Source organism: Methyloceanibacter sp. (genome assembly GCF_049590335.1).
Lineage (GTDB): Bacteria > Pseudomonadota > Alphaproteobacteria > Rhizobiales > Methyloligellaceae > Methyloceanibacter.
This window is the reverse complement of sequence record NZ_JBAWCQ010000029.1, coordinates 1-16,878: the sequence shown is the minus strand read 5'-3', so window position 1 is coordinate 16,878 and position 16,878 is coordinate 1. Positions and strand designations below refer to the sequence as shown.

The following is a 16,878-nucleotide window of genomic DNA, read 5'->3' as shown; positions in this document are numbered from 1 at the left end:
GTGAGGCCCAACATGAAGAAATCCGACACGGGCGTGCCTGAACGGCGACGTTTCTCCACGCACACCACAAGCCGCCGCGAGATTCTTGCCGGTGCGGCTCTTGCCGGTCTTTCGGTGCCGCTTGCCGGGAGCGCCGCAGCGAAGTCCGCGCATCAACATCATGGCTCGCACCACGCGGAACTGACCCGGCTGGCTCTGGATTGCGTGGGGCACGGCGAAGCGTGCGTCGCCCATTGCGTCAAAGTGTTGGGAACGGGCGACCCATCGCTTGCGGACTGCCTCGTCACCGTCAATGCCATGCTGCCGATGTGTGCCGCGCTTGCGCACTATGCGGCGACCGACGCCAAGCGCCTGAAGCAACTTGCCAAGGTTTGCATCGATGTCTGCGATGACTGCGCCAAAGAGTGCGAGAAGCACGCAGCCGAGCATGAAGAGTGCAAGGTCTGCGGCGAATCCTGTGTCGCTTGCATCAAGGCGTGTAAAAAACTAATCGCCGCTTAGCGCACTACCTGTCCGCAACGGCGCTGCTCTACACCGACGACGGAGTCTGCTCGGGGGTCGGCCTACCGTCGGGCTGACCTTTTCGTTCGAAGTTCCGCTTCAAGCCGCGCAGGAATCCGCACACCGTATCGCAGGCCTTCTCCAGACTTTGCATCCCGCGTTCCCCGTTCTTCAAACCACGGTCGAGGGTCGCCATGGTCTTGTCGAGCGAGGGCGTATCGTCTTTAAGCCACACGCTGAAGGCCTTACCGTATACGGCGGACAGGCCCCCAACGCGCACCAAGGCGGTCGGGCCGTCGAGCTTCGCGCCCGTGCCCGCGAGCATCCAGTACTGCGAGACGAGCCTCGAACAGACTAGCATCGAGGCCTCACCCGGCCGACAACGCAAATACGCCGAGATTCGTTTCAGGGCCTCCTTATGCGGCGCCATGACCTCGAATCGCGTCATCAAGGCTTCAAAAACCTGATCGCGCACGCTGTCGTCCGGTCCACCCGGTTTGCCGCGCGCCAGAACCTGTGCGTCGACCTCGGCCTGGAACGCACGCAGAATGTCGTTCTTGCAGATAAATTCCCGGCGCAAATCCGCGATGGTGAGATTTCCTTCCGCGGCGATATCCACGAGGCTGAAATCCCCCCAATCGCGCGTCGCGGCCAGCGACATGGCGGCCATCACCGCCCGGTTGCGCCTGGAGAATTCCTCGAACATGGCCATACTCCTCTGTGGGACACACTTTTCGGCGTCGTTGTGGGGGGAACGATAGGCCGAATTCGTGGCCATCGGAAGACGGGAGACGAGAGACTTGCATCGAGCCTCGGTCCAACGTCAGGACGATAGCTCCCGCGACCGTTTTGCCGCTTCGGCCACAGCGCGTGCAAGCAGCATCTTCAGTGCCTCGTCCTCCATCAGCACGTCGAGCGCCGCGGCGGTCGTGCCCCTAGGCGAGGTCACATTGGTCCGCAGCGTGGCGGCGTCGTGTTCGGACTGTTTCAGAAGCGCGCCGGCGCCCGCGATAGTCGCACGGGCAAGACGCGCAGCAAGGTCCAGCGGGAGCCCCGCCTCGATCCCCGCCTGCTCCAAGCACTCCGCCAGGTGAAAGACATAGGCCGGTCCGCTGCCGGAAACGGCGGTCACCGGATCCATCAAGGTCTCGTCCTCGACCCAAACCACTTCGCCTACGGCGGAGAGCAAGCCTTCGCAGATGGCTCTCTGGGCCGCGCTGCTCTGGGCGTTGGCGACGCAGACCGTTATCCCCTCGCCCACTGCCGCCGGCGTATTGGGCATGGCGCGCACCACAGCGCATGTCTCGGGTAACGGCCCGGAGAGCGTTTCGAGCGTCCGCCCCGCCGCAATGGACAAGACCACGGTCTCGGCCCCGATCGACGGCGCGATCGTGCGCAACACCGCGACGGCAAGATCCGGCTTCACGGCAAGCACGATGACGGCGGGCGCTTTGGTGAGAGGAGGCGCGTCACCTGCCGCGATCCCATGCGCGGCGGCCAGGCGGCGCATGTCATCCGGCAGTTCTGGGTCCTGGATAAAGACGGTCGTGGGATCGAGACCCTTCTTGAGCCAACCCTCAAGCAGCGCGCCACCCATCTTGCCCGCGCCCACCAGGAGCAGCGGGCCAGTGAGGCCAATCGTCATTCTAGGTCCTGTTTCATCGGAACACCTGCGTCATCAGAAGACCCGTCTCTTCCAACTATCTAAACAGCCGTTCCGCGCGCGGTCACGCCCTAAGCCGTGCCTTGCGTCTCAAGCATCGTGGCCGCGAGTGCCTCATCGGCGGACTTTCCGGCCCACAAGACGAACTGGAAGCTCTGATAATAGCGCTCACAGGCCTCGAGTGCCGCAGTCAGCAGGCCCTCGCATTGCCCGACATGGGTATCCGCCCCGGCCAGGAGCAATCCATTGCGGTAGAGCAGCATCCCGTCCTGCCGCCACAGGTCAAAGTGCCCGAGCCAAAGTTGCTCATTGATATTGGCCACGAGCCGATAGAGCTCGGGAAGCCGCGGTTTCGTCGCTCGGAAGTCGAAAGCGCACGCCAGATGCAGCGCCTCCAAATCTTCCCGCCAATTCAGAGAGATATGATAGTCGCACCAAGTCCCGGCCACCGACAGGGTCAGTTCGTCGGGCGTATTGCGCTCGAAGGTCCAGTCGCGGATGGTGGCGATCTGCTCCACCATGTCCACGGGATTTGTGAAGTGGTCGTAAGTCGCTTCCATCGAAGCCATGCGTATCCTCTCGAGCCGCGTTAAGGGGTCCGCGCACACAAAACAGCAACCGCGAATCAGTAGATGAATCAGTTATATACTGGCGAGTCCGCGCGCAAAACGGCGCCAGAGTCGCCAAGCGCCGAATTGCTGTGGATGGAGCAAGAAATCTGTGGATGAATCGGAGAGTCGACTCGACTCGTGACCAAGCGTTATCCCGGATTATCCATAGCTAGCTTGGACTCAAGCACGGCGATCCGCACCTTGAGGCGCTCGTTTTCCTCGCGCGCCTTCTGAGCCATCGCTTTGACGGCTTCGAATTCCTCGCGCTGGACCACGTCGAGTTCGTTCAGAACCCGCTCGGCCTGGCCGCGCACCAGACCCTCGACCTCTTGTTTCACGCCGTCGGCGGCGCCGACCGCATCGGTCAGAAACTTGCCCAACTCGTCGAAAAACCGCCCGCTGGTCTGCGTCATGTCACGCAACCTCCAAAAATGCGGTGCCAGACCCGCACTTAGCTGGACTGTCACTTAGCGAAACTGTCATTTGCGCGGACTATTGCGTAGCGCGTTGGCTGAGGCAAGCAGGCCGGTGCAAGCCGTTGACGCCGCATGATCGCGACAAAGGGCGCGCTTGACAGGGGTATACCCGCAGCCGAGGGTCGCCACGTTTCATTCGCCCGAGGCATCATGCAGTTGTTCGTCATTCCCTTCCCCGTCATCGATCCCGTGGCCTTCTCAATCGGGCCCGCAACCGTGCGCTGGTACGGCCTGGCCTATATGGCGGGCATCCTGGCGGGCTGGCTCTACGGGCGCAGGCTCGTGTCCCGCGCCGACCTCTGGAACGGCAAGTCTCCGATGACTGTGCGCCAGGCGGACGACTTTCTGCTCTGGATCACGCTCGGCATCGTCGTCGGCGGACGCCTCGGCTTCGTCTTGTTCTATGAGCCGAGCTACTTTTGGCAGAACCCCGAACAGATCCCGGCGATCTGGAACGGCGGCATGTCCTTCCATGGTGGACTGCTCGGCGTCGTCCTCGCCGTCTATTTCTTCTCTAAGGCGCAAGGGATCAATCCGCTATCGCTCGGCGATATTGCCTCGGCGGCGACCCCGTTCGGCTTGTTCTTCGGGCGCATCGCTAATTTCATCAATTCGGAGGTCTACGGGCGCGCTACCGACGTGCCCTGGGCCATGGTGTTTCCCGGCGTCGACGACCTGCCGCGCCACCCGAGCCAACTCTACGAGGCCGCGCTCGAAGGCATCGTCTTGTTCATCATCCTGCGCATCGCCACGCATGTATACAAAGAGCTGAACCGGCCGGGCACCGTGTTCGGTCTGTTTCTCATCTTCTATGGCATCTTCCGCTCGATCGTGGAGGAGGTCGCACGGGAACCACACGCCGGCCATCCCCTGGATATCGGCATCCTGACCCCCGGCATGGCGTACTCGATTCCGATGCTGCTCATTGGCATCTGGCTCATTTGGCGCGCGCGCCGGAAGGCAGCCGTCGCAGCATAACGGGACGGCACCATGGCGCCGACGCACACACAGACTAGCATGGAGAGCACGCTTCTCAGCGTACGCTTGAAGGCGCAGATCGCCCGAACCGGCCCCATCAGCTTGGAACGCTTTATGGATGTCTGCATGGCCGATGCAACGGCTGGCTATTATCCCTCCAAGCAGCCCATCGGCGCGGGAGGCGACTTCACCACGGCGCCCGAGGTCAGCCAGGTCTTCGGCGAACTTCTTGGACTATGGGCCTACGCCGTCTGGCAATCGATGGGGTCGCCTGAGCAGGTGATCCTTGCCGAACTTGGGCCGGGGCGCGGCACACTTATGGCGGATGCTTTGCGCGGGCTGCGCCGCCTGCCCGGATTCACGGACTGCGCGAAAGTGGCGTTGGTGGAGACCAGCCCTCCCTTGCGCCAGGCACAGGAAGAGGCACTCGCCGATCCCGGCGCCTACATTTCCTGGCATGAGCGGATCGAGGAACTGCCGCCTGGCCCGATTATCGTGATCGCCAACGAATTCATCGACGCCCTGCCCATACGCCAACTGATTTGGCGGACGGGACAATGGCACGAACGCTGTGTGCTGATCGGCCTCGATGGAGGGTTTGCGTTCTGCGACGGCCCGCCACTCGCCGTCGAGAACTTACGCCGGAACGCCGAATTGCAGCAGCTGCCCGATGGCTCGATTCTCGAAATCAGACCCGCGGCCAACGCCGTGATCACCGCCCTTGCCGCCCGGGCCAAAGACGCCCCGCTTGCCGCGCTCATTATCGACTATGGCCATGAGGCGACCGGGTGCGGCGACACGCTTCAGGCCGTCTCACGGCACAAATTCGCCGATCCCTTGGAACAGCCCGGTAATGTGGATCTGACGGCGCATGTGGATTTCGGGGCCTTGAAAGATTCCGCAGAGGCCAACGGGCTTTTGGCCTACGGACCGAAAGCCCAAGGTGCCCTGCTCCTGGAGCTTGGCCTGGACGCCCGCTTGGAGCGGCTCTGTCAGGACGCCACCCAAGATGAGCGCGATGGGCTTATGTCGGCAACGCAGCGGCTGGTCGATCCTGCGGCCATGGGCGTGCTTTTCAAGGCGCTGGCCATCACCAGCCAAGGCCTTGCACCGCCCCCTGCCTTCGGGAACAGTGCTTAATGAGGCGAGCCCACGACCATGATCACAGAAGACCAGCTCAGAATTCAGGCCGCGAACCTTTCCGCGATCGATGGCATCGACCATGGGTTCTTTACGCGGCTCGGTGGCGTCTCCGAAGGCCTATACGAATCGCTCAATTGCGGGGTCGGCTCGCAAGATGTGCCGGGCGCAGTGGCGGACAACCGGGCGCGTGTCGCAGGACTGCTCGGCACGACGCCTGGCAAGCTCGCGACCGTCTATCAAAAGCACTCGAATGTTGCCGTCGTCGCGGGTGGTTCCTGGGAGCCCGGCTCGCGCCCGGAAGCGGACGCGGTCGTCACGGCGACGCCAGGCCTGATCGTCGGCATCGTCACGGCGGACTGCGCACCCGTCCTCCTATGCGATCCGGAAGCCCGCGTGGTCGGCGCGGCCCATGCGGGCTGGCGTGGTGCGTCCACCGGGATCGTCGAGGCGACAGTCGGGGCCATGACCGGGCTCGGAGCGAAACCGGAGCAGATGATCGCAGCGATCGGCCCCGCGATCAGCCAAGGCGCCTACGAAGTCGGCGAGGACTACAAGGGACGCTTTCTCGAAACGGAGCCGGGCGCCAGAACTTTTTTCGCCAATGACGACGGCACGGGCGAGCCGCATTTCGACCTGCCCGCATATGTCGCCGACCGGCTGGCCCGGGCGGAGGTCGGCGACATCTACGACCTGGGCATTTGCACCTATTACGACGAGACCCGTCTCTATAGTTACCGGCGGTCGCAGCACCACAGCGAGGTAGATTATGGCCGCCAAATTTCCGCCATCGTCCTCACCTGATTTGGTTTCTCCATAGACTGATGCGTCAGCACCGGACTGGGCGCGGCCTCTGGACGCCCTTGGGGCCCGCCACGTAAAGTTGCTATGGGTTATCAAGCTTGGCTGACCAAACACGTTTGGCCCCGCCGTAAGTGGACTTGGTTGGAAACGATGTTGGCATTGCACGCTCAGAGCGCGGGTGGATTGTGTGCGGCCAACAAGGGAGCGAGTGGTTGGGCGCTGCGCAATACAGAACGACGCATGTCCTGAGCTTTGTCACGGCCATCGTCGCCCTGATCTCGGCTGCCCTGTCGCTGACAGGCTGCGGCAGCGGCGCAGGCATGGGCAATATCATGCAAGGCGCAGGCGGCTTGTTTGCAGGTTCGCCCAAGATCGCCATGGGGAATGTCGTCGGTCCGCCGAAGAGCGTGACGGCCAAGCTGACCCAGGCGCTACAGACCGCCGGCGCCGACCGTAATCTGACGATCCTGCCCAGCGGCTCTGCCGAAGCCGAGTACACGCTGCGCGGCTACCTTCTGTCTAATGTCGACGGGGGCCGCTCGAAAATCTCCTATGTGTGGGACGTGAACGATGCGTCCGGCACACGCGTCACCCGGGTTTCCGGGGAGGAGACCGTGGCCCGGGGCTCCAGTTCCAATCCCTGGCGCGGGCTGAATTCCACGGCAATCGCCAATATCGCAAATAAGACGGCCTCTCAATTGTCTGCCGACCTGCCCGGCGGGCGCGGCGGACGGTCGTCGAAGCCCACCGCCACCTCCTCGACCTCCACGAGCCGGACCGCGGCAGCGGCAACCGGAGCCACTGCGGCGACAGGCGCCGCCGCGGCCTCAAGCGCCAAAACCACGGCTGCGCGGAAACCGTCCGGCGTCGTGGTCGGCTCGGTCACGGGCGCACCCGGCGACGGAAGCCGTACGCTGCCCTCCGCGCTCAAAAAGCGGCTCCGCAGTTCCGGTGTGAAAGTCGTTAGCCGGGGCTCCAACGTCTACACCGTCAAAGGCATGGTGAGGCTGACCAACGCTGGCTCCAGCAAGGAAAAAATCCGCATAGATTGGCGGGTCCTGGAGCCCAGCGGCACGACCAAGGGCACGGTTTCACAGGAGAATACCATCCCCAAAGGGTCGCTAAACGGGCCTTGGGGCGCGATCGCGGACGCCGCGGCCGGTGCCGCAGTGCCCGGAATTAAGAAGCTGGTTCAATGAGAGAGCGCCCACGCGTGACGGCCGCGATGGCTCAACCGCGACCAAAACTCCTGAGCATCAACCACTTAGAAAGTTTACATAGGTGCCACGCGCTTGTTAAAAGCGCGCGGGTGTCGTGAAGGTCGTAGATCGCCTTCAGACCGGCTGAGTTTCGGGGAACAAGCGCATGAAATTGGTTGCAGGCAACAGCAACCGCCCACTTGCTGAGGCAATTGCCAGCTACCTCGACGTCGCACTCGCACGCTGCGTGGTCCGTCGATTCGCGGACAAAGAGATCTTCGTCGAGGTGCAAGAGAATGTCCGTGGCGAGGACGTTTTCATCATTCAGTCGACCTCGGCGCCCGCCAACGACCACCTCATGGAGCTGCTGATTCTGTGCGATGCGCTGAAACGCGCCTCGGCGCGGCGCATCACGGCGGTCATTCCCTATTTCGGCTATGCGAGGCAGGACCGTAAGCCCGGCCCGCGCACCCCGATCTCGGCGAAGCTCGTGGCAAACATGATCGTCCGCGCCGGCGCCGACCGCGTTCTGACACTCGACCTCCATGCAGGCCAAATTCAGGGCTTCTTCGACATCCCGACGGACAATCTCTTCGCCGCCCCCGCCATGGTCAATGACATCAAGGACGTCATGGCGAAAGACAACATTATGGTGGTCTCGCCGGATGTCGGCGGCGTGGTGCGCGCCCGGGGACTGGCGAAGCGCATCGACGCGCCGCTGGCCATCGTGGACAAGCGCCGGGAGCGCCCAGGTGAGTCCGAAGTGATGAATGTCATCGGCGACGTGGCCGGGCATAGCTGCATCTTGATGGACGATATTGTCGATTCCGGCGGAACGCTGGTCAATGCGGCCGAGGCGCTTCTGAAACAGGGCGCGAAGCAAGTCGCTGGCTATATCACTCATGGCGTGCTCTCGGGCGGTGCCATCGCACGCGTCATGGCCTCACAGCTGACGGAACTCGTGATCACCGATTCGATCATGCCCAGCGATGCCGTGGTCAGCGCGCACAATATTCGCGTGCTCTCGATCGCGCCTCTTCTGGGCGAAGCCATCGCTCGCACAGCCGAGGAAAAATCCGTCTCAAGCCTTTTCTACTAGCCGAGCAGCGTGGTCAGTTTGCCGCACCAGGGGAATGACGCAACGTCAGCGCCCTTCCACGATGCGAAGCACCTTACGAAGCGGAAACCATCACAACCCGGGCCTACACAGCCTTGTGGTTTAAGGCCAAGACACCATTTCAAACGAAGACGCCCTGTCGAAACGGACATGGGATCGTCCAGAGGAGGAGATAACTGATGCACGTCAATCTTGAGAACGCCGAACAAGTCATCAAAGCCGCCCGGAAGAAGGCTGTCGAGCTGGACACGCAGATGTGCATCGCCGTGGTCGACTCCGGCGCGAACCTTAAAGCCTTTACGCGCATGGACGATGCTTGGGTGGGCTCGATCGATATCGCGATCAAGAAAGCCACGACGGCCTGCTTTTTCGGCATGGCGACGGGCGCGCTCGGCCAGCTGTCGCAACCAGGCAAACCGCTCTACGGCATTGAGCATTCCAACGATGGTCTGATCACGTTTCCCGGCGGCCTGCCGATTGTCGACGAAGACGGCGTCCTTGTGGGGGGCATCGGCGTGAGCGGCAGCACGGTCGAAAATGATCATGAGGTCGCCGCCGCGGGCGTGGCCGTGCTCGGCGTCTCCGAGATGCCCGCGCATCCCTGGCGCACTTGATCCCCTGTTTTGCCTCGCCGCCGGGAAGATCTTCTCCATGGACAAGAATACCCGTTCCTCCATGTGGGAGGGCCTGCAGGCGGGCAGACGCACCGAAATCGACCATCTGCAGGAGGAAATAATCCGGCTGGCGAACCAGTATCGGCGCCCGGCACCCTTGAACCGGCGCGTCCCGGCACTGATCAAAGATGCCGAGAGCGCCAAGAAGGGCTCGCCCTGGAGCCCGAGGCCGTCTCGGAGGCGCTTCAGCCGCTAAAATCGGCCCCGATAGGCGATTGTCTTCCTAGTGGTCCTTGGGCTATAAGCCTCTCCAATTCCGTCGCGGCGACCACGATCAGAGCGCCGCGCCCGTATTTTGGGGGCCGGCTTCCGGCCCCTCACTATTTCAGACGTTCGGAGGACCATATGGCTGAGGCGATCGAGCTCAAGGCGCACACGCGAGGGCGCACCGGAACCGGTGGCGCACGCGCAGTACGTCGTGAAGGGCGCATTCCCGGCATCATCTATGGCGGCAGCGACAAGCCGCTCAATATCTCTTTAGAGACGAAGGAAGTTTCCAAGCAAATTTCAACCGGCCACTTCCAGAGCACGGTCTACATGCTCGACATGGACGGCACGAAAATCCGGGCTATCCCGCGCGGCGTACAGGTCGACCCGATCCGCGATTTCCCGATTCATGTGGACTTCTTGCGGCTGGCGAAAAACGCCTCAGTCGATGTGGACGTACCGGTTCACTTCCTCAACGAAGCCGCCTCCCCGGGCCTCAAGCGCGGTGGCGTCCTCAACGTGGTGCGCCACGAAATTACCCTGCGCTGCCCGGCCGATAATATTCCCGATTCGATCAAGGTCGACCTCGCGGGTACGGAAATCGGCGACTCGGTCCACATTTCAGCTGTGAAGCTGCCGGAAGGCGCGGTCCCCACCATCACCGACCGCGACTTCACGATCTTCACGATCGCCGGCCGCGGCGCTGATGAGGCGGAAGCCGAAGAGACCACCGAGGAAGAAGAAGAAGAAGGCGAAGCCGAAGAGCCGAAGGAATAGCCTTCTCCTTTTTGGCCTGACGGGCCGTTTGGGCCGCGATACGGGACGACGCGATGAAGCTCTTTGTCGGCCTCGGCAATCCGGGGGCGCAATACGCCTTCAACCGTCACAATGTGGGCTTCATGGCTCTCGACGTCATAGCCGCCGCACACGGTTTCGCCGCTTGGCGCAAACGCTTCCAGGGACTCACCTGCGAGGGGCGTCTGGACAGCGAACAAGTGCTTCTACTGAAGCCGCAGACACATATGAACGAGTCCGGCCGCTCGGTCGGTGAGACCGCGCGATTCTTCAAGATCGCCATCGGCGACGTCGTGGTCTTTCACGACGAGCTCGATCTTGCCCCCGGCAAGGTGCGGGTGAAGATCGGAGGGGGCGTGGCCGGCCACAACGGCCTCAAATCCGTGACGTCGCATTTGGGCAATGACTATATGCGCGTGCGGATCGGGATAGGTCATCCCGGCCATCGCGAGCGGGTTGTCGGTCATGTCCTGCGCGATTTCGTCAAGGCGGATATGGAATGGCTGGAACCGGTGCTGTTTGCCATGTCGGACGCGGCTCCCCTGCTCGCCAAAGGTGAGAAGGATCGCTTCCAAACCCAGGTGGCGCACGAAACGCGAGACGAAACGCAAGCCGGCACGGACTAGGCTCTAGCCAGCCAACCCGACGGCACCGCAGGCCACAGAAGCCGAGGAACAAGATGGGATTCAAATGCGGCATCGTCGGACTGCCAAATGTCGGTAAGTCAACGCTCTTCAACGCGCTGACTGAGAGCGCCGCGGCGCAGGCCGCCAACTACCCCTTCTGCACCATCGAGCCTAATGTGGGCGACGTGCCGGTGCCCGACCCGCGCCTCGCCAAGCTCTCGGGGATCGCGAGTTCTGCACAAACGATCCCGACGCGCCTGACCTTTGTCGACATCGCGGGCCTCGTCCGGGGCGCCTCGCAAGGCGAAGGGCTCGGGAATCGGTTCCTCGCCCATATCCGCGAGGTCGACGCCATCGCCTATGTGCTGCGCTGCTTCGAAGATTCCGACGTGGTCCATGTGGACGGCAAGGTCGACCCCATTGCCGATGCCGAGACCATCGAGACCGAGTTGATGCTGGCGGACCTCGAGAGCCTCGAACGCCGAGTGCCGGCGCTTGAGAAAAAGATTCGCGGCCAGGACAAAGAAGCCAAAGAGACGTTGGCGCTTCTGGAGCGGGCGCTCCTCACGCTGCGCGAGGGCAAGCCTGCCCGTTTCGCCATTGCCGATGACGAGGACCGCAAGGCCTTCCACAGGCTGGGCCTCCTGACGTCCAAGCCCATCCTCTATGTCTGCAATGTAGACGAGGCCTCTGCCGCCTCGGCCAACGCCCTCGCCGATAGCGTGCGGCAACGCGCCGAAAACGAAGGCGCGGGCTGCGTGGTCATTTCCGCCAAGATCGAGGCTGAACTGGTGGAACTCGACGCCGAGGAACGAAAATCCTATCTCGCCGAACTCGGTCTGAAAGAGCCCGGCCTCAACCGGCTCATCCAGGAAGGCTACAAGCTTCTCGACCTCCTCACCTACTTTACGGTGGGGCCGAAGGAAGCGCGTGCCTGGACCATTGAGCGCGGTACCCGTGCACCGCAAGCCGCCGGCGTGATCCACACAGATTTCGAAAAGGGCTTCATCCGCGCCGAGACCATCGCCTATGAAGAATATGTCGACCTCGGCGGCGAGGCAGGTGCGCGCGATGCGGGCAAGCTACGCCTTGAAGGCAAGGACTATGTTGTGCAGGATGGCGACGTGCTGCATTTCCGCTTTGCAAACTGACGCCTAGCCCCAATCCTGAGCCGCTGCTGCCCGTGCCGCCGTTTTTCGCGCGCGCTACTTTGGCGCCGGCTTCCCGGTCCCGGCGGATGCCTTCACATGAAGGCCCTCCGCGGGAATGCCTTTGGGCGGGGTCACGCCCATCGAGACGTAGACATTCATCAAGCCTTCGACGCCGCCTTCGGCCGGCTTGATCCACTCTTGCGGCACATAGATGAGCGCGCCGCCAAAGGGCACCGGGGCCGAGGGCACCAGCACGGGCACGTAGCGTTTGTCGCCGATCGCCACCGGCTCGTGCGACGGCATGAGCGCCAGCACGGCGGCGCTGCCCTCCCCGCCGAAGAAGCACCAGACCGGGCTCATGCTTTTCAGACTGTCCTCATCGTCGCCGCGATCCATGATCGCCACGAAGCGCTTGGACACGTCATAGACATTCGACACCAGAGGAATGCGCGTCATGAACCAGTCGAAACTGTTGGAGATCCAGTTTCGCAAGCCCGACTCCACCGCCAGGCCCAGCAGGAAGATGAGCCCCACGATGATGCCAAGCCCAATGAAATAGGCCACATGCGAGGAGCCCGAGAGATTGAGTCCTAGCGAAGTAATGAGATTGCCGAGGAAGCTGCCGGGGCCCGCATAGGTGGCCACTATCGACCCCAGCCACGCTGTGACGAGGACCGTGACCATGATGGGCAGCAGCGCCAAGGCGCCGGACAGAAAAACTCGAAAAATACGGCCCACCGGCCACCCTCCACGTTTGACACCGGACGCTAGCCTATTCAGCATACCAGGGCCAAACGCAAAAGCGGCCGGGACAAAAAGCCCCGGCGGCCTTGCTACGCAGTACTGGAAACAGCTGGTCGCGCTGTGGTGGCCTTAGCTCGCCTTGTTCAACACATCGGCCGCGGCCAGGCGGCGCAGGAAGTTCTCGACCGTGTGGCGGAACCGTTCGCTATGGCGCGACAGGTCCTTGCCGACCTGGAGCATCTGCCCCGCCGGCTGGTTCGTATCATCCACGGCTTTGGTTACGTCCGGCAAATGCGTGGCCACATCCTCGGTGTCCCGAGCCGCCTGGCGAACGCCATGGGAAATCTCCGAGGTTGCCGCCGACTGCTGTTGAACGGCACCGGCGATCTCCTGGGTGCTCTGGTTCACATCGCTCATCGTGGTCACGATGGACTGCATGCCTTCGACCGCACTATGGGTCCAGGACCGGATCGCGTCGATTTGCTGCTTGATGTCGTTGGTCGCCTTGGCTTTCTGATCGGCCAGCTTCTTGACGGCGCTCACAACGACCGCGAAGCCGCGCCCCGCTTCGCCGGCGCGCGCCGCCTCGATCGTGGCATTGAGCGCCAAAAGATTGGACTGCGCGGCGACATCCTGAATGAGATCCACGACGTCTCCGATGCGCTCGGCTGCACTGGTAAGGCTCTGGACCTTGTGGTTGGCCGTGCGGGCGTTTTCCGTCACCTGATCCACAACCTTGCCTGCGGTCGAAACACGCGTGCCGATATCGCTGCAGGAGACGGCCAGTTCCTCGGCAGTCGCCGCCACGGACTGCACGTTCGCCGAGGCTTCGTCGGAGGCCGACGCCACTACGGTGACGCGGTCATTCGTGTCCGTGGCAACGTTCGACAAGAGCCGGGCGGTCTCTTGCATCTGCTGCGCACTATCCACAAAAGCGCCGAGCAAGCCGGCGATAGACCCGCGAAACTGATGGATGAGTTCCTCGGTACGCCGCTGAGAGGCAAGCCGCCCCTCGACCTCGCTGTCCTGTTCGTTCTGGTGGGACTCACTCCAATTCTTGGCATCGGCTTGAAACGCCTTGAGGGCGTTGGCCACGGCGCCGACCTCATCGCGACGGCCCGTATGCGGAACGTCACCGGCCATCTCCCACTTGGTCAGCCGCGCAATGACGGTTTTGAGTTCGTCGAGCGAGCCTGAGAGTTAACGGCCATAAAGATAGCCGACGCCTGCGGCAATCGCGGCGGCGTCAAAAAGCGCCAGTAACATCGCACCCCCAGCACCGGGCACGGGCATCTGGAAAGCAATTGTCATCACGACCGCCGCAACGGCCGTCAGGCCAAAATAGAGAGCAATTTTCTTGCTGAGATTCGTCGGAACGCTCAATTCACAAAAGCTATAACAGAGCCAGCCCGCGAGGGATCCAGCGGACGCTCGTAGAACGGAAACGCCCCCCGCGGGGCGTGGTGATCGCAGTTTCAACCGTTGTGGTTAATAGTCCCTTTAGACGCGGACGTGACGTGGCGCTTAGCGCAGGGCCGCAGCGATGTTGCCGCCGTCCACGGTCTTCACATGGCCAGTCGTCTTGCGCGCCTTGGCAAGCGCCAGGAAGGCTTGGGCCACGTCCTCGGCCGTCACCTCAGCATGCAGCAGATTGCCCGACATGTAATCCGTCTCGGAAACCCCTCGGGCCTCCGACCGCGCGGCGATCATGTTGTCGGTCAAAAGTCCGCTTCTGACTCGGTCTGCATTAACGCCATTGGAGCGAATACCGTCGGCACCGTAATCAAGCGCATACTGGCGCATCAGCAGCATGGTGGCCGCTTTGGGCAAACCGTAGGGGCCGAAATTCTGTCCCGGATTGACGGCCTGCTTGGAGATGTTGAAGAGGAGCGTGCCGCCCGTGCCCTGTTTCAGCATGATCGCCACCGCCGCGCGCGCTACGCTCTGATGGGCGAAGAAGTTCAACTCGAAGCTCTTGCGCAGGACCTCGTCCGGAACATCGCCGATGCGTCCCTGCCAAGCCGCACCCGCGTTCGACACCACAATGTCGACGCCGCCGAACCGCTCGCAGACGGCGGCGAAGGCACGGGCCACTTCATTGGGTTGGGTCACATCGCAGGCGATGCCGATCCCCTTCACGGCCCGCGCGGCTTCGGCTGCCGCATCGCCATCGAGATCGAACACAGCCACGGCAGCACCGTCGGCCACGAGCGCTTTGGCCGTCGCCGTCCCGATCGCGCCGGCGCCCGTAACCACCGCCACTTGGCCCGTGAGCGGCTTGACCACCTGTTTTGCGAGCTTCGCCTGTTCCAGGCTCCAATATTCGAGGGCGAACAAATCGCTTTCGGGCAGCGGCTCATAGCGTCCGATGGCCTCGGCGTCCGTGACGACCCGGACCGTATTCTCGGCGAGATCGCCCGCGATGGCCGCGTCCTTCGCTGAACGGCCGACGCCAAACAGGCCGACCCCGGGCACGAGAATCACGCGCGGCATGGGATCCAGCTTGGTCTTGATCCCGCCGACTGCCTCGTTCTCGCGCGAGAAATAGATGTCGTATTCCGCGACGAACGTCTCGACGGCGGCTTGAACCGATTGGGTAAACGCATCGAGTTTGCTGGTCTCGGGCGCCGGCACCACGAGCGGCCTGTTCTTGGTCCGTATGATGTGATCGGGCGTCACCACGCCACGCTGGCTGTAGGAGGCGAGCTCGGTACCGTTTACATAGTCGAGGATCGCGGGGCTCGTCCGGAATTCGGCAATGAAGCGCGTCGGCTCCTGACCGGGGTGGTGGATGGCGCACGCACCGCGCACGATCGGGGCGATGTCCGCGGCCGTTGCCGGTTCGGCCGGAAAGTGCGCCGCCTGGAAGACGACAGGACGGCCCTGACGCAACCGGCTCTCCGCGAGCGACACCATTTCGATCAAGCGCTCATAGGCATCCTGCGCCGTCTCGCCGAACGTGAAGATCCCGTGCTTGTGCAGGATCAGCCCCTCGACATCGGGCTTCTCGTCGAAGACATCCGCCGCCGCCTTGGCGAGATCGAAGCCAGGCGCGATGTACGGAACGATGCCCATGCGTCCGTCATAGACATCGCGGGCAAGAGCCTCGCCATCGGGCTGATCGACCAGCGACAGGACCGCCGCGGCATGAGCGTGGTCCACGAATTTGTGCGGCAGGAAGGCGTGAAGCAGCGTTTCCACGGATGGGTTCGGCGCGGCGGCGTTCAGAAGGTTCAGCCGCTGCATATTGACCATGGCTTCGTCGGACAGTGCCTCAAGCGCGCGCATCTCCCGCAACGGTCCAAGTTTCACCGAAGGAAGCCCCCAAGGCTCCATATCCGCCATATCGGCGCCGGAGCCCTTCACCGCGATCACATCGTACTCCTGGCCAAGATCGTCCACGGCGCGGGTCTTCACGGACGTGTTGCCGCCGCCATGCAGCACAAGCAGCGGATCGCGGCCGATCAGCCGCGTGGTGTAGACGCGAAGAGCGATGTCCTCGTTGACGCCGTCGGCGCCATAGATTTCCAGCGCACGCTTCGCCTCGTCGTCATTCCATTGGCTCTTCATGGCGCGGGTTTTGGCAAGTTTCCGCAAGCGCGGCAAGCCGAGACCGCATTTTTCCGCAAGTTGAGCCAGAATCCTGGCCACAAGCGAAAAATCCTCATTTTCGCCCCGGGACGATACGGATTCGAAACAAATTCGACTGGATAATCGGAAGACAAGGGGCGCTTTGGGATGAGGGAGACATTGTTGTGGGCAGATTCCTGAAAGCATACAAGCCGGAACAGCATTACATGCGCGGACCGGGGCCGAAATGGCACGCCAAGCATACGGCCTCGCCCGTGGCCGCTGCCGGCGCGCAACCCATTGTGAGCCAAAGCCTAGCGGACAATGGATTTTGGGCCGTAGGGTCCCGCCTGATGGGCTGGATGACGCCGACGGCTGCGGCCGCAACGCTGGGTTTCATGGCCGTCATGGTTCTAGCTTAGCTGGGAGGGGACCTGCGCCAAACGGCGATCCTCCGCGAGATTCCGCGCCCGCCCAGGCCCACTCGCGCACGGCGTCAAGCCAAAAAATTCGTGAAATTCAATGCTTTGGGGTTCCCTTTTGAACCGGGTCGGCCCACCCTAAGGGCCTACGAGGAAGGGTCACAAAGTACACGAGGTACCTCATGCGCTCAGTTCTCTTC

20 protein-coding genes are annotated in these 16,878 nt (G+C 62.6%); 12 read left to right on the top strand and 8 right to left on the bottom strand.

What is annotated here, in order from left to right; all coding sequences use genetic code 11:
- Window positions 1-12 precede the first annotated feature (12 nt).
- Window positions 13-501, top strand: coding sequence for a four-helix bundle copper-binding protein (locus tag WBQ77_RS02010; protein WP_424043007.1), 489 nt, complete (start codon window positions 13-15; stop codon window positions 499-501).
- A 28-nt stretch (window positions 502-529) separates the two neighbouring features.
- Here WBQ77_RS02010 and WBQ77_RS02005 read toward each other — a convergent pair whose 3' ends face one another.
- The 4 genes from WBQ77_RS02005 to WBQ77_RS01990 all read right to left on the bottom strand — a co-directional run bounded on the left by WBQ77_RS02005 (window position 530) and on the right by WBQ77_RS01990 (window position 3,188).
- Entirely contained in the window at window positions 530-1,207 is a 678-nt protein-coding gene (locus WBQ77_RS02005) for a hypothetical protein (protein WP_424058703.1), read from the bottom strand.
- A gap of 117 nt (window positions 1,208-1,324) precedes the next feature.
- Window positions 1,325-2,146, bottom strand: coding sequence for a pyrroline-5-carboxylate reductase (proC, locus tag WBQ77_RS02000; RefSeq protein WP_424058701.1), 822 nt, complete (start codon window positions 2,144-2,146; stop codon window positions 1,325-1,327).
- Window positions 2,147-2,235: 89 nt separating this feature from the next.
- Complete coding sequence (locus tag WBQ77_RS01995; protein WP_424041386.1) at window positions 2,236-2,733, bottom strand: YbjN domain-containing protein; 498 nt, start codon at window positions 2,731-2,733, stop codon at window positions 2,236-2,238.
- Between the two features lie 191 nt (window positions 2,734-2,924).
- On the bottom strand, window positions 2,925-3,188 hold the full coding sequence (locus WBQ77_RS01990; protein WP_424041387.1) for an accessory factor UbiK family protein: 264 nt from the start codon (window positions 3,186-3,188) through the stop codon (window positions 2,925-2,927).
- Window positions 3,189-3,401: 213 nt separating this feature from the next.
- Between WBQ77_RS01990 and lgt the strand changes: the two genes are divergently transcribed.
- The 10 genes from lgt (at window position 3,402) to ychF (ending at window position 11,942) form a co-directional block, all read left to right on the top strand.
- Window positions 3,402-4,229, top strand: a complete 828-nt coding sequence (gene lgt, locus WBQ77_RS01985) for a prolipoprotein diacylglyceryl transferase (RefSeq protein WP_424041389.1) — start codon at window positions 3,402-3,404, stop codon at window positions 4,227-4,229.
- A gap of 12 nt (window positions 4,230-4,241) precedes the next feature.
- Window positions 4,242-5,369, top strand: a complete 1,128-nt coding sequence (locus WBQ77_RS01980; RefSeq protein WP_424041391.1) for a class I SAM-dependent methyltransferase — start codon at window positions 4,242-4,244, stop codon at window positions 5,367-5,369.
- Window positions 5,370-5,387: 18 nt separating this feature from the next.
- Entirely contained in the window at window positions 5,388-6,173 is a 786-nt protein-coding gene (pgeF, locus tag WBQ77_RS01975; protein WP_424041393.1) for a peptidoglycan editing factor PgeF, read from the top strand.
- Window positions 6,174-6,385: 212 nt separating this feature from the next.
- Window positions 6,386-7,372, top strand: a complete 987-nt coding sequence (locus WBQ77_RS01970) for a hypothetical protein (RefSeq protein WP_424041395.1) — start codon at window positions 6,386-6,388, stop codon at window positions 7,370-7,372.
- 166 nt (window positions 7,373-7,538) lie between these two features.
- Window positions 7,539-8,471 (top strand): ribose-phosphate pyrophosphokinase, encoded by a 933-nt coding sequence (locus WBQ77_RS01965; protein WP_424058699.1) that lies wholly within the window; start codon window positions 7,539-7,541, stop codon window positions 8,469-8,471.
- Window positions 8,472-8,668: 197 nt separating this feature from the next.
- Window positions 8,669-9,103 carry a GlcG/HbpS family heme-binding protein gene (locus tag WBQ77_RS01960; protein WP_424041399.1) on the top strand — a complete coding sequence of 145 codons (435 nt, stop codon included), beginning with the start codon at window positions 8,669-8,671 and terminating at the stop codon, window positions 9,101-9,103.
- 37 nt (window positions 9,104-9,140) lie between these two features.
- Window positions 9,141-9,359: a ketopantoate reductase C-terminal domain-containing protein gene (locus WBQ77_RS01955; protein ID WP_424041401.1), complete on the top strand. Its 219-nt coding sequence runs from the start codon at window positions 9,141-9,143 to the stop codon at window positions 9,357-9,359.
- Window positions 9,360-9,508: 149 nt separating this feature from the next.
- Window positions 9,509-10,147, top strand: a complete 639-nt coding sequence (locus tag WBQ77_RS01950) for a 50S ribosomal protein L25/general stress protein Ctc (RefSeq protein ID WP_424041403.1) — start codon at window positions 9,509-9,511, stop codon at window positions 10,145-10,147.
- Between the two features lie 53 nt (window positions 10,148-10,200).
- On the top strand, window positions 10,201-10,791 hold the full coding sequence (gene pth, locus WBQ77_RS01945; RefSeq protein ID WP_424041405.1) for an aminoacyl-tRNA hydrolase: 591 nt from the start codon (window positions 10,201-10,203) through the stop codon (window positions 10,789-10,791).
- Between the two features lie 53 nt (window positions 10,792-10,844).
- Entirely contained in the window at window positions 10,845-11,942 is a 1,098-nt protein-coding gene (gene ychF, locus WBQ77_RS01940) for a redox-regulated ATPase YchF (RefSeq protein WP_424058697.1), read from the top strand.
- A 54-nt stretch (window positions 11,943-11,996) separates the two neighbouring features.
- Here the strand turns inward: ychF and WBQ77_RS01935 are convergent, their stop codons facing one another.
- The 4 genes from WBQ77_RS01935 to WBQ77_RS01920 form a co-directional block, all read right to left on the bottom strand.
- Window positions 11,997-12,680, bottom strand: coding sequence for a DUF502 domain-containing protein (locus WBQ77_RS01935; protein WP_424041409.1), 684 nt, complete (start codon window positions 12,678-12,680; stop codon window positions 11,997-11,999).
- A gap of 135 nt (window positions 12,681-12,815) precedes the next feature.
- Entirely contained in the window at window positions 12,816-13,829 is a 1,014-nt protein-coding gene (locus WBQ77_RS01930) for a methyl-accepting chemotaxis protein (RefSeq protein ID WP_424058695.1), read from the bottom strand.
- 57 nt (window positions 13,830-13,886) lie between these two features.
- Window positions 13,887-14,069: a hypothetical protein gene (locus tag WBQ77_RS01925; protein WP_424041412.1), complete on the bottom strand. Its 183-nt coding sequence runs from the start codon at window positions 14,067-14,069 to the stop codon at window positions 13,887-13,889.
- Window positions 14,070-14,210: 141 nt separating this feature from the next.
- Complete coding sequence (locus WBQ77_RS01920; protein ID WP_424058717.1) at window positions 14,211-16,256, bottom strand: bifunctional aldolase/short-chain dehydrogenase; 2,046 nt, start codon at window positions 16,254-16,256, stop codon at window positions 14,211-14,213.
- Between the two features lie 185 nt (window positions 16,257-16,441).
- Here WBQ77_RS01920 and WBQ77_RS01915 point away from each other — a divergent pair, with 185 nt between their 5' ends.
- The gene (locus WBQ77_RS01915; RefSeq protein WP_424041414.1) at window positions 16,442-16,678 is read left to right on the top strand and encodes a hypothetical protein; all 237 of its coding nucleotides are present in this window, start codon (window positions 16,442-16,444) and stop codon (window positions 16,676-16,678) included.
- The last annotated feature ends 200 nt before the right edge of the window (window positions 16,679-16,878 follow it).

Excerpts from the sequence above, each read along its gene's own strand:
- WBQ77_RS02010 (WP_424043007.1), top strand. The coding sequence starts at position 13 with ATGAAGAAATCCGACACGGGCGTGCCTGAACGGCGACGTTTCTCCACG.
- WBQ77_RS02005 (WP_424058703.1), bottom strand. The coding sequence starts at position 1,207 with ATGTTCGAGGAATTCTCCAGGCGCAACCGGGCGGTGATGGCCGCCATG.
- proC (WP_424058701.1), bottom strand. The coding sequence starts at position 2,146 with ATGACGATTGGCCTCACTGGCCCGCTGCTCCTGGTGGGCGCGGGCAAG.
- WBQ77_RS01995 (WP_424041386.1), bottom strand. The coding sequence starts at position 2,733 with ATGGCTTCGATGGAAGCGACTTACGACCACTTCACAAATCCCGTGGAC.
- WBQ77_RS01990 (WP_424041387.1), bottom strand. The coding sequence starts at position 3,188 with ATGACGCAGACCAGCGGGCGGTTTTTCGACGAGTTGGGCAAGTTTCTG.
- lgt (WP_424041389.1), top strand. The coding sequence starts at position 3,402 with ATGCAGTTGTTCGTCATTCCCTTCCCCGTCATCGATCCCGTGGCCTTC.
- WBQ77_RS01980 (WP_424041391.1), top strand. The coding sequence starts at position 4,242 with ATGGCGCCGACGCACACACAGACTAGCATGGAGAGCACGCTTCTCAGC.
- pgeF (WP_424041393.1), top strand. The coding sequence starts at position 5,388 with ATGATCACAGAAGACCAGCTCAGAATTCAGGCCGCGAACCTTTCCGCG.
- WBQ77_RS01965 (WP_424058699.1), top strand. The coding sequence starts at position 7,539 with ATGAAATTGGTTGCAGGCAACAGCAACCGCCCACTTGCTGAGGCAATT.
- WBQ77_RS01960 (WP_424041399.1), top strand. The coding sequence starts at position 8,669 with ATGCACGTCAATCTTGAGAACGCCGAACAAGTCATCAAAGCCGCCCGG.
- WBQ77_RS01955 (WP_424041401.1), top strand. The coding sequence starts at position 9,141 with ATGGACAAGAATACCCGTTCCTCCATGTGGGAGGGCCTGCAGGCGGGC.
- WBQ77_RS01950 (WP_424041403.1), top strand. The coding sequence starts at position 9,509 with ATGGCTGAGGCGATCGAGCTCAAGGCGCACACGCGAGGGCGCACCGGA.
- pth (WP_424041405.1), top strand. The coding sequence starts at position 10,201 with ATGAAGCTCTTTGTCGGCCTCGGCAATCCGGGGGCGCAATACGCCTTC.
- ychF (WP_424058697.1), top strand. The coding sequence starts at position 10,845 with ATGGGATTCAAATGCGGCATCGTCGGACTGCCAAATGTCGGTAAGTCA.
- WBQ77_RS01930 (WP_424058695.1), bottom strand. The coding sequence starts at position 13,829 with ATGGCCGGTGACGTTCCGCATACGGGCCGTCGCGATGAGGTCGGCGCC.
- WBQ77_RS01920 (WP_424058717.1), bottom strand. The coding sequence starts at position 16,256 with ATGAAGAGCCAATGGAATGACGACGAGGCGAAGCGTGCGCTGGAAATC.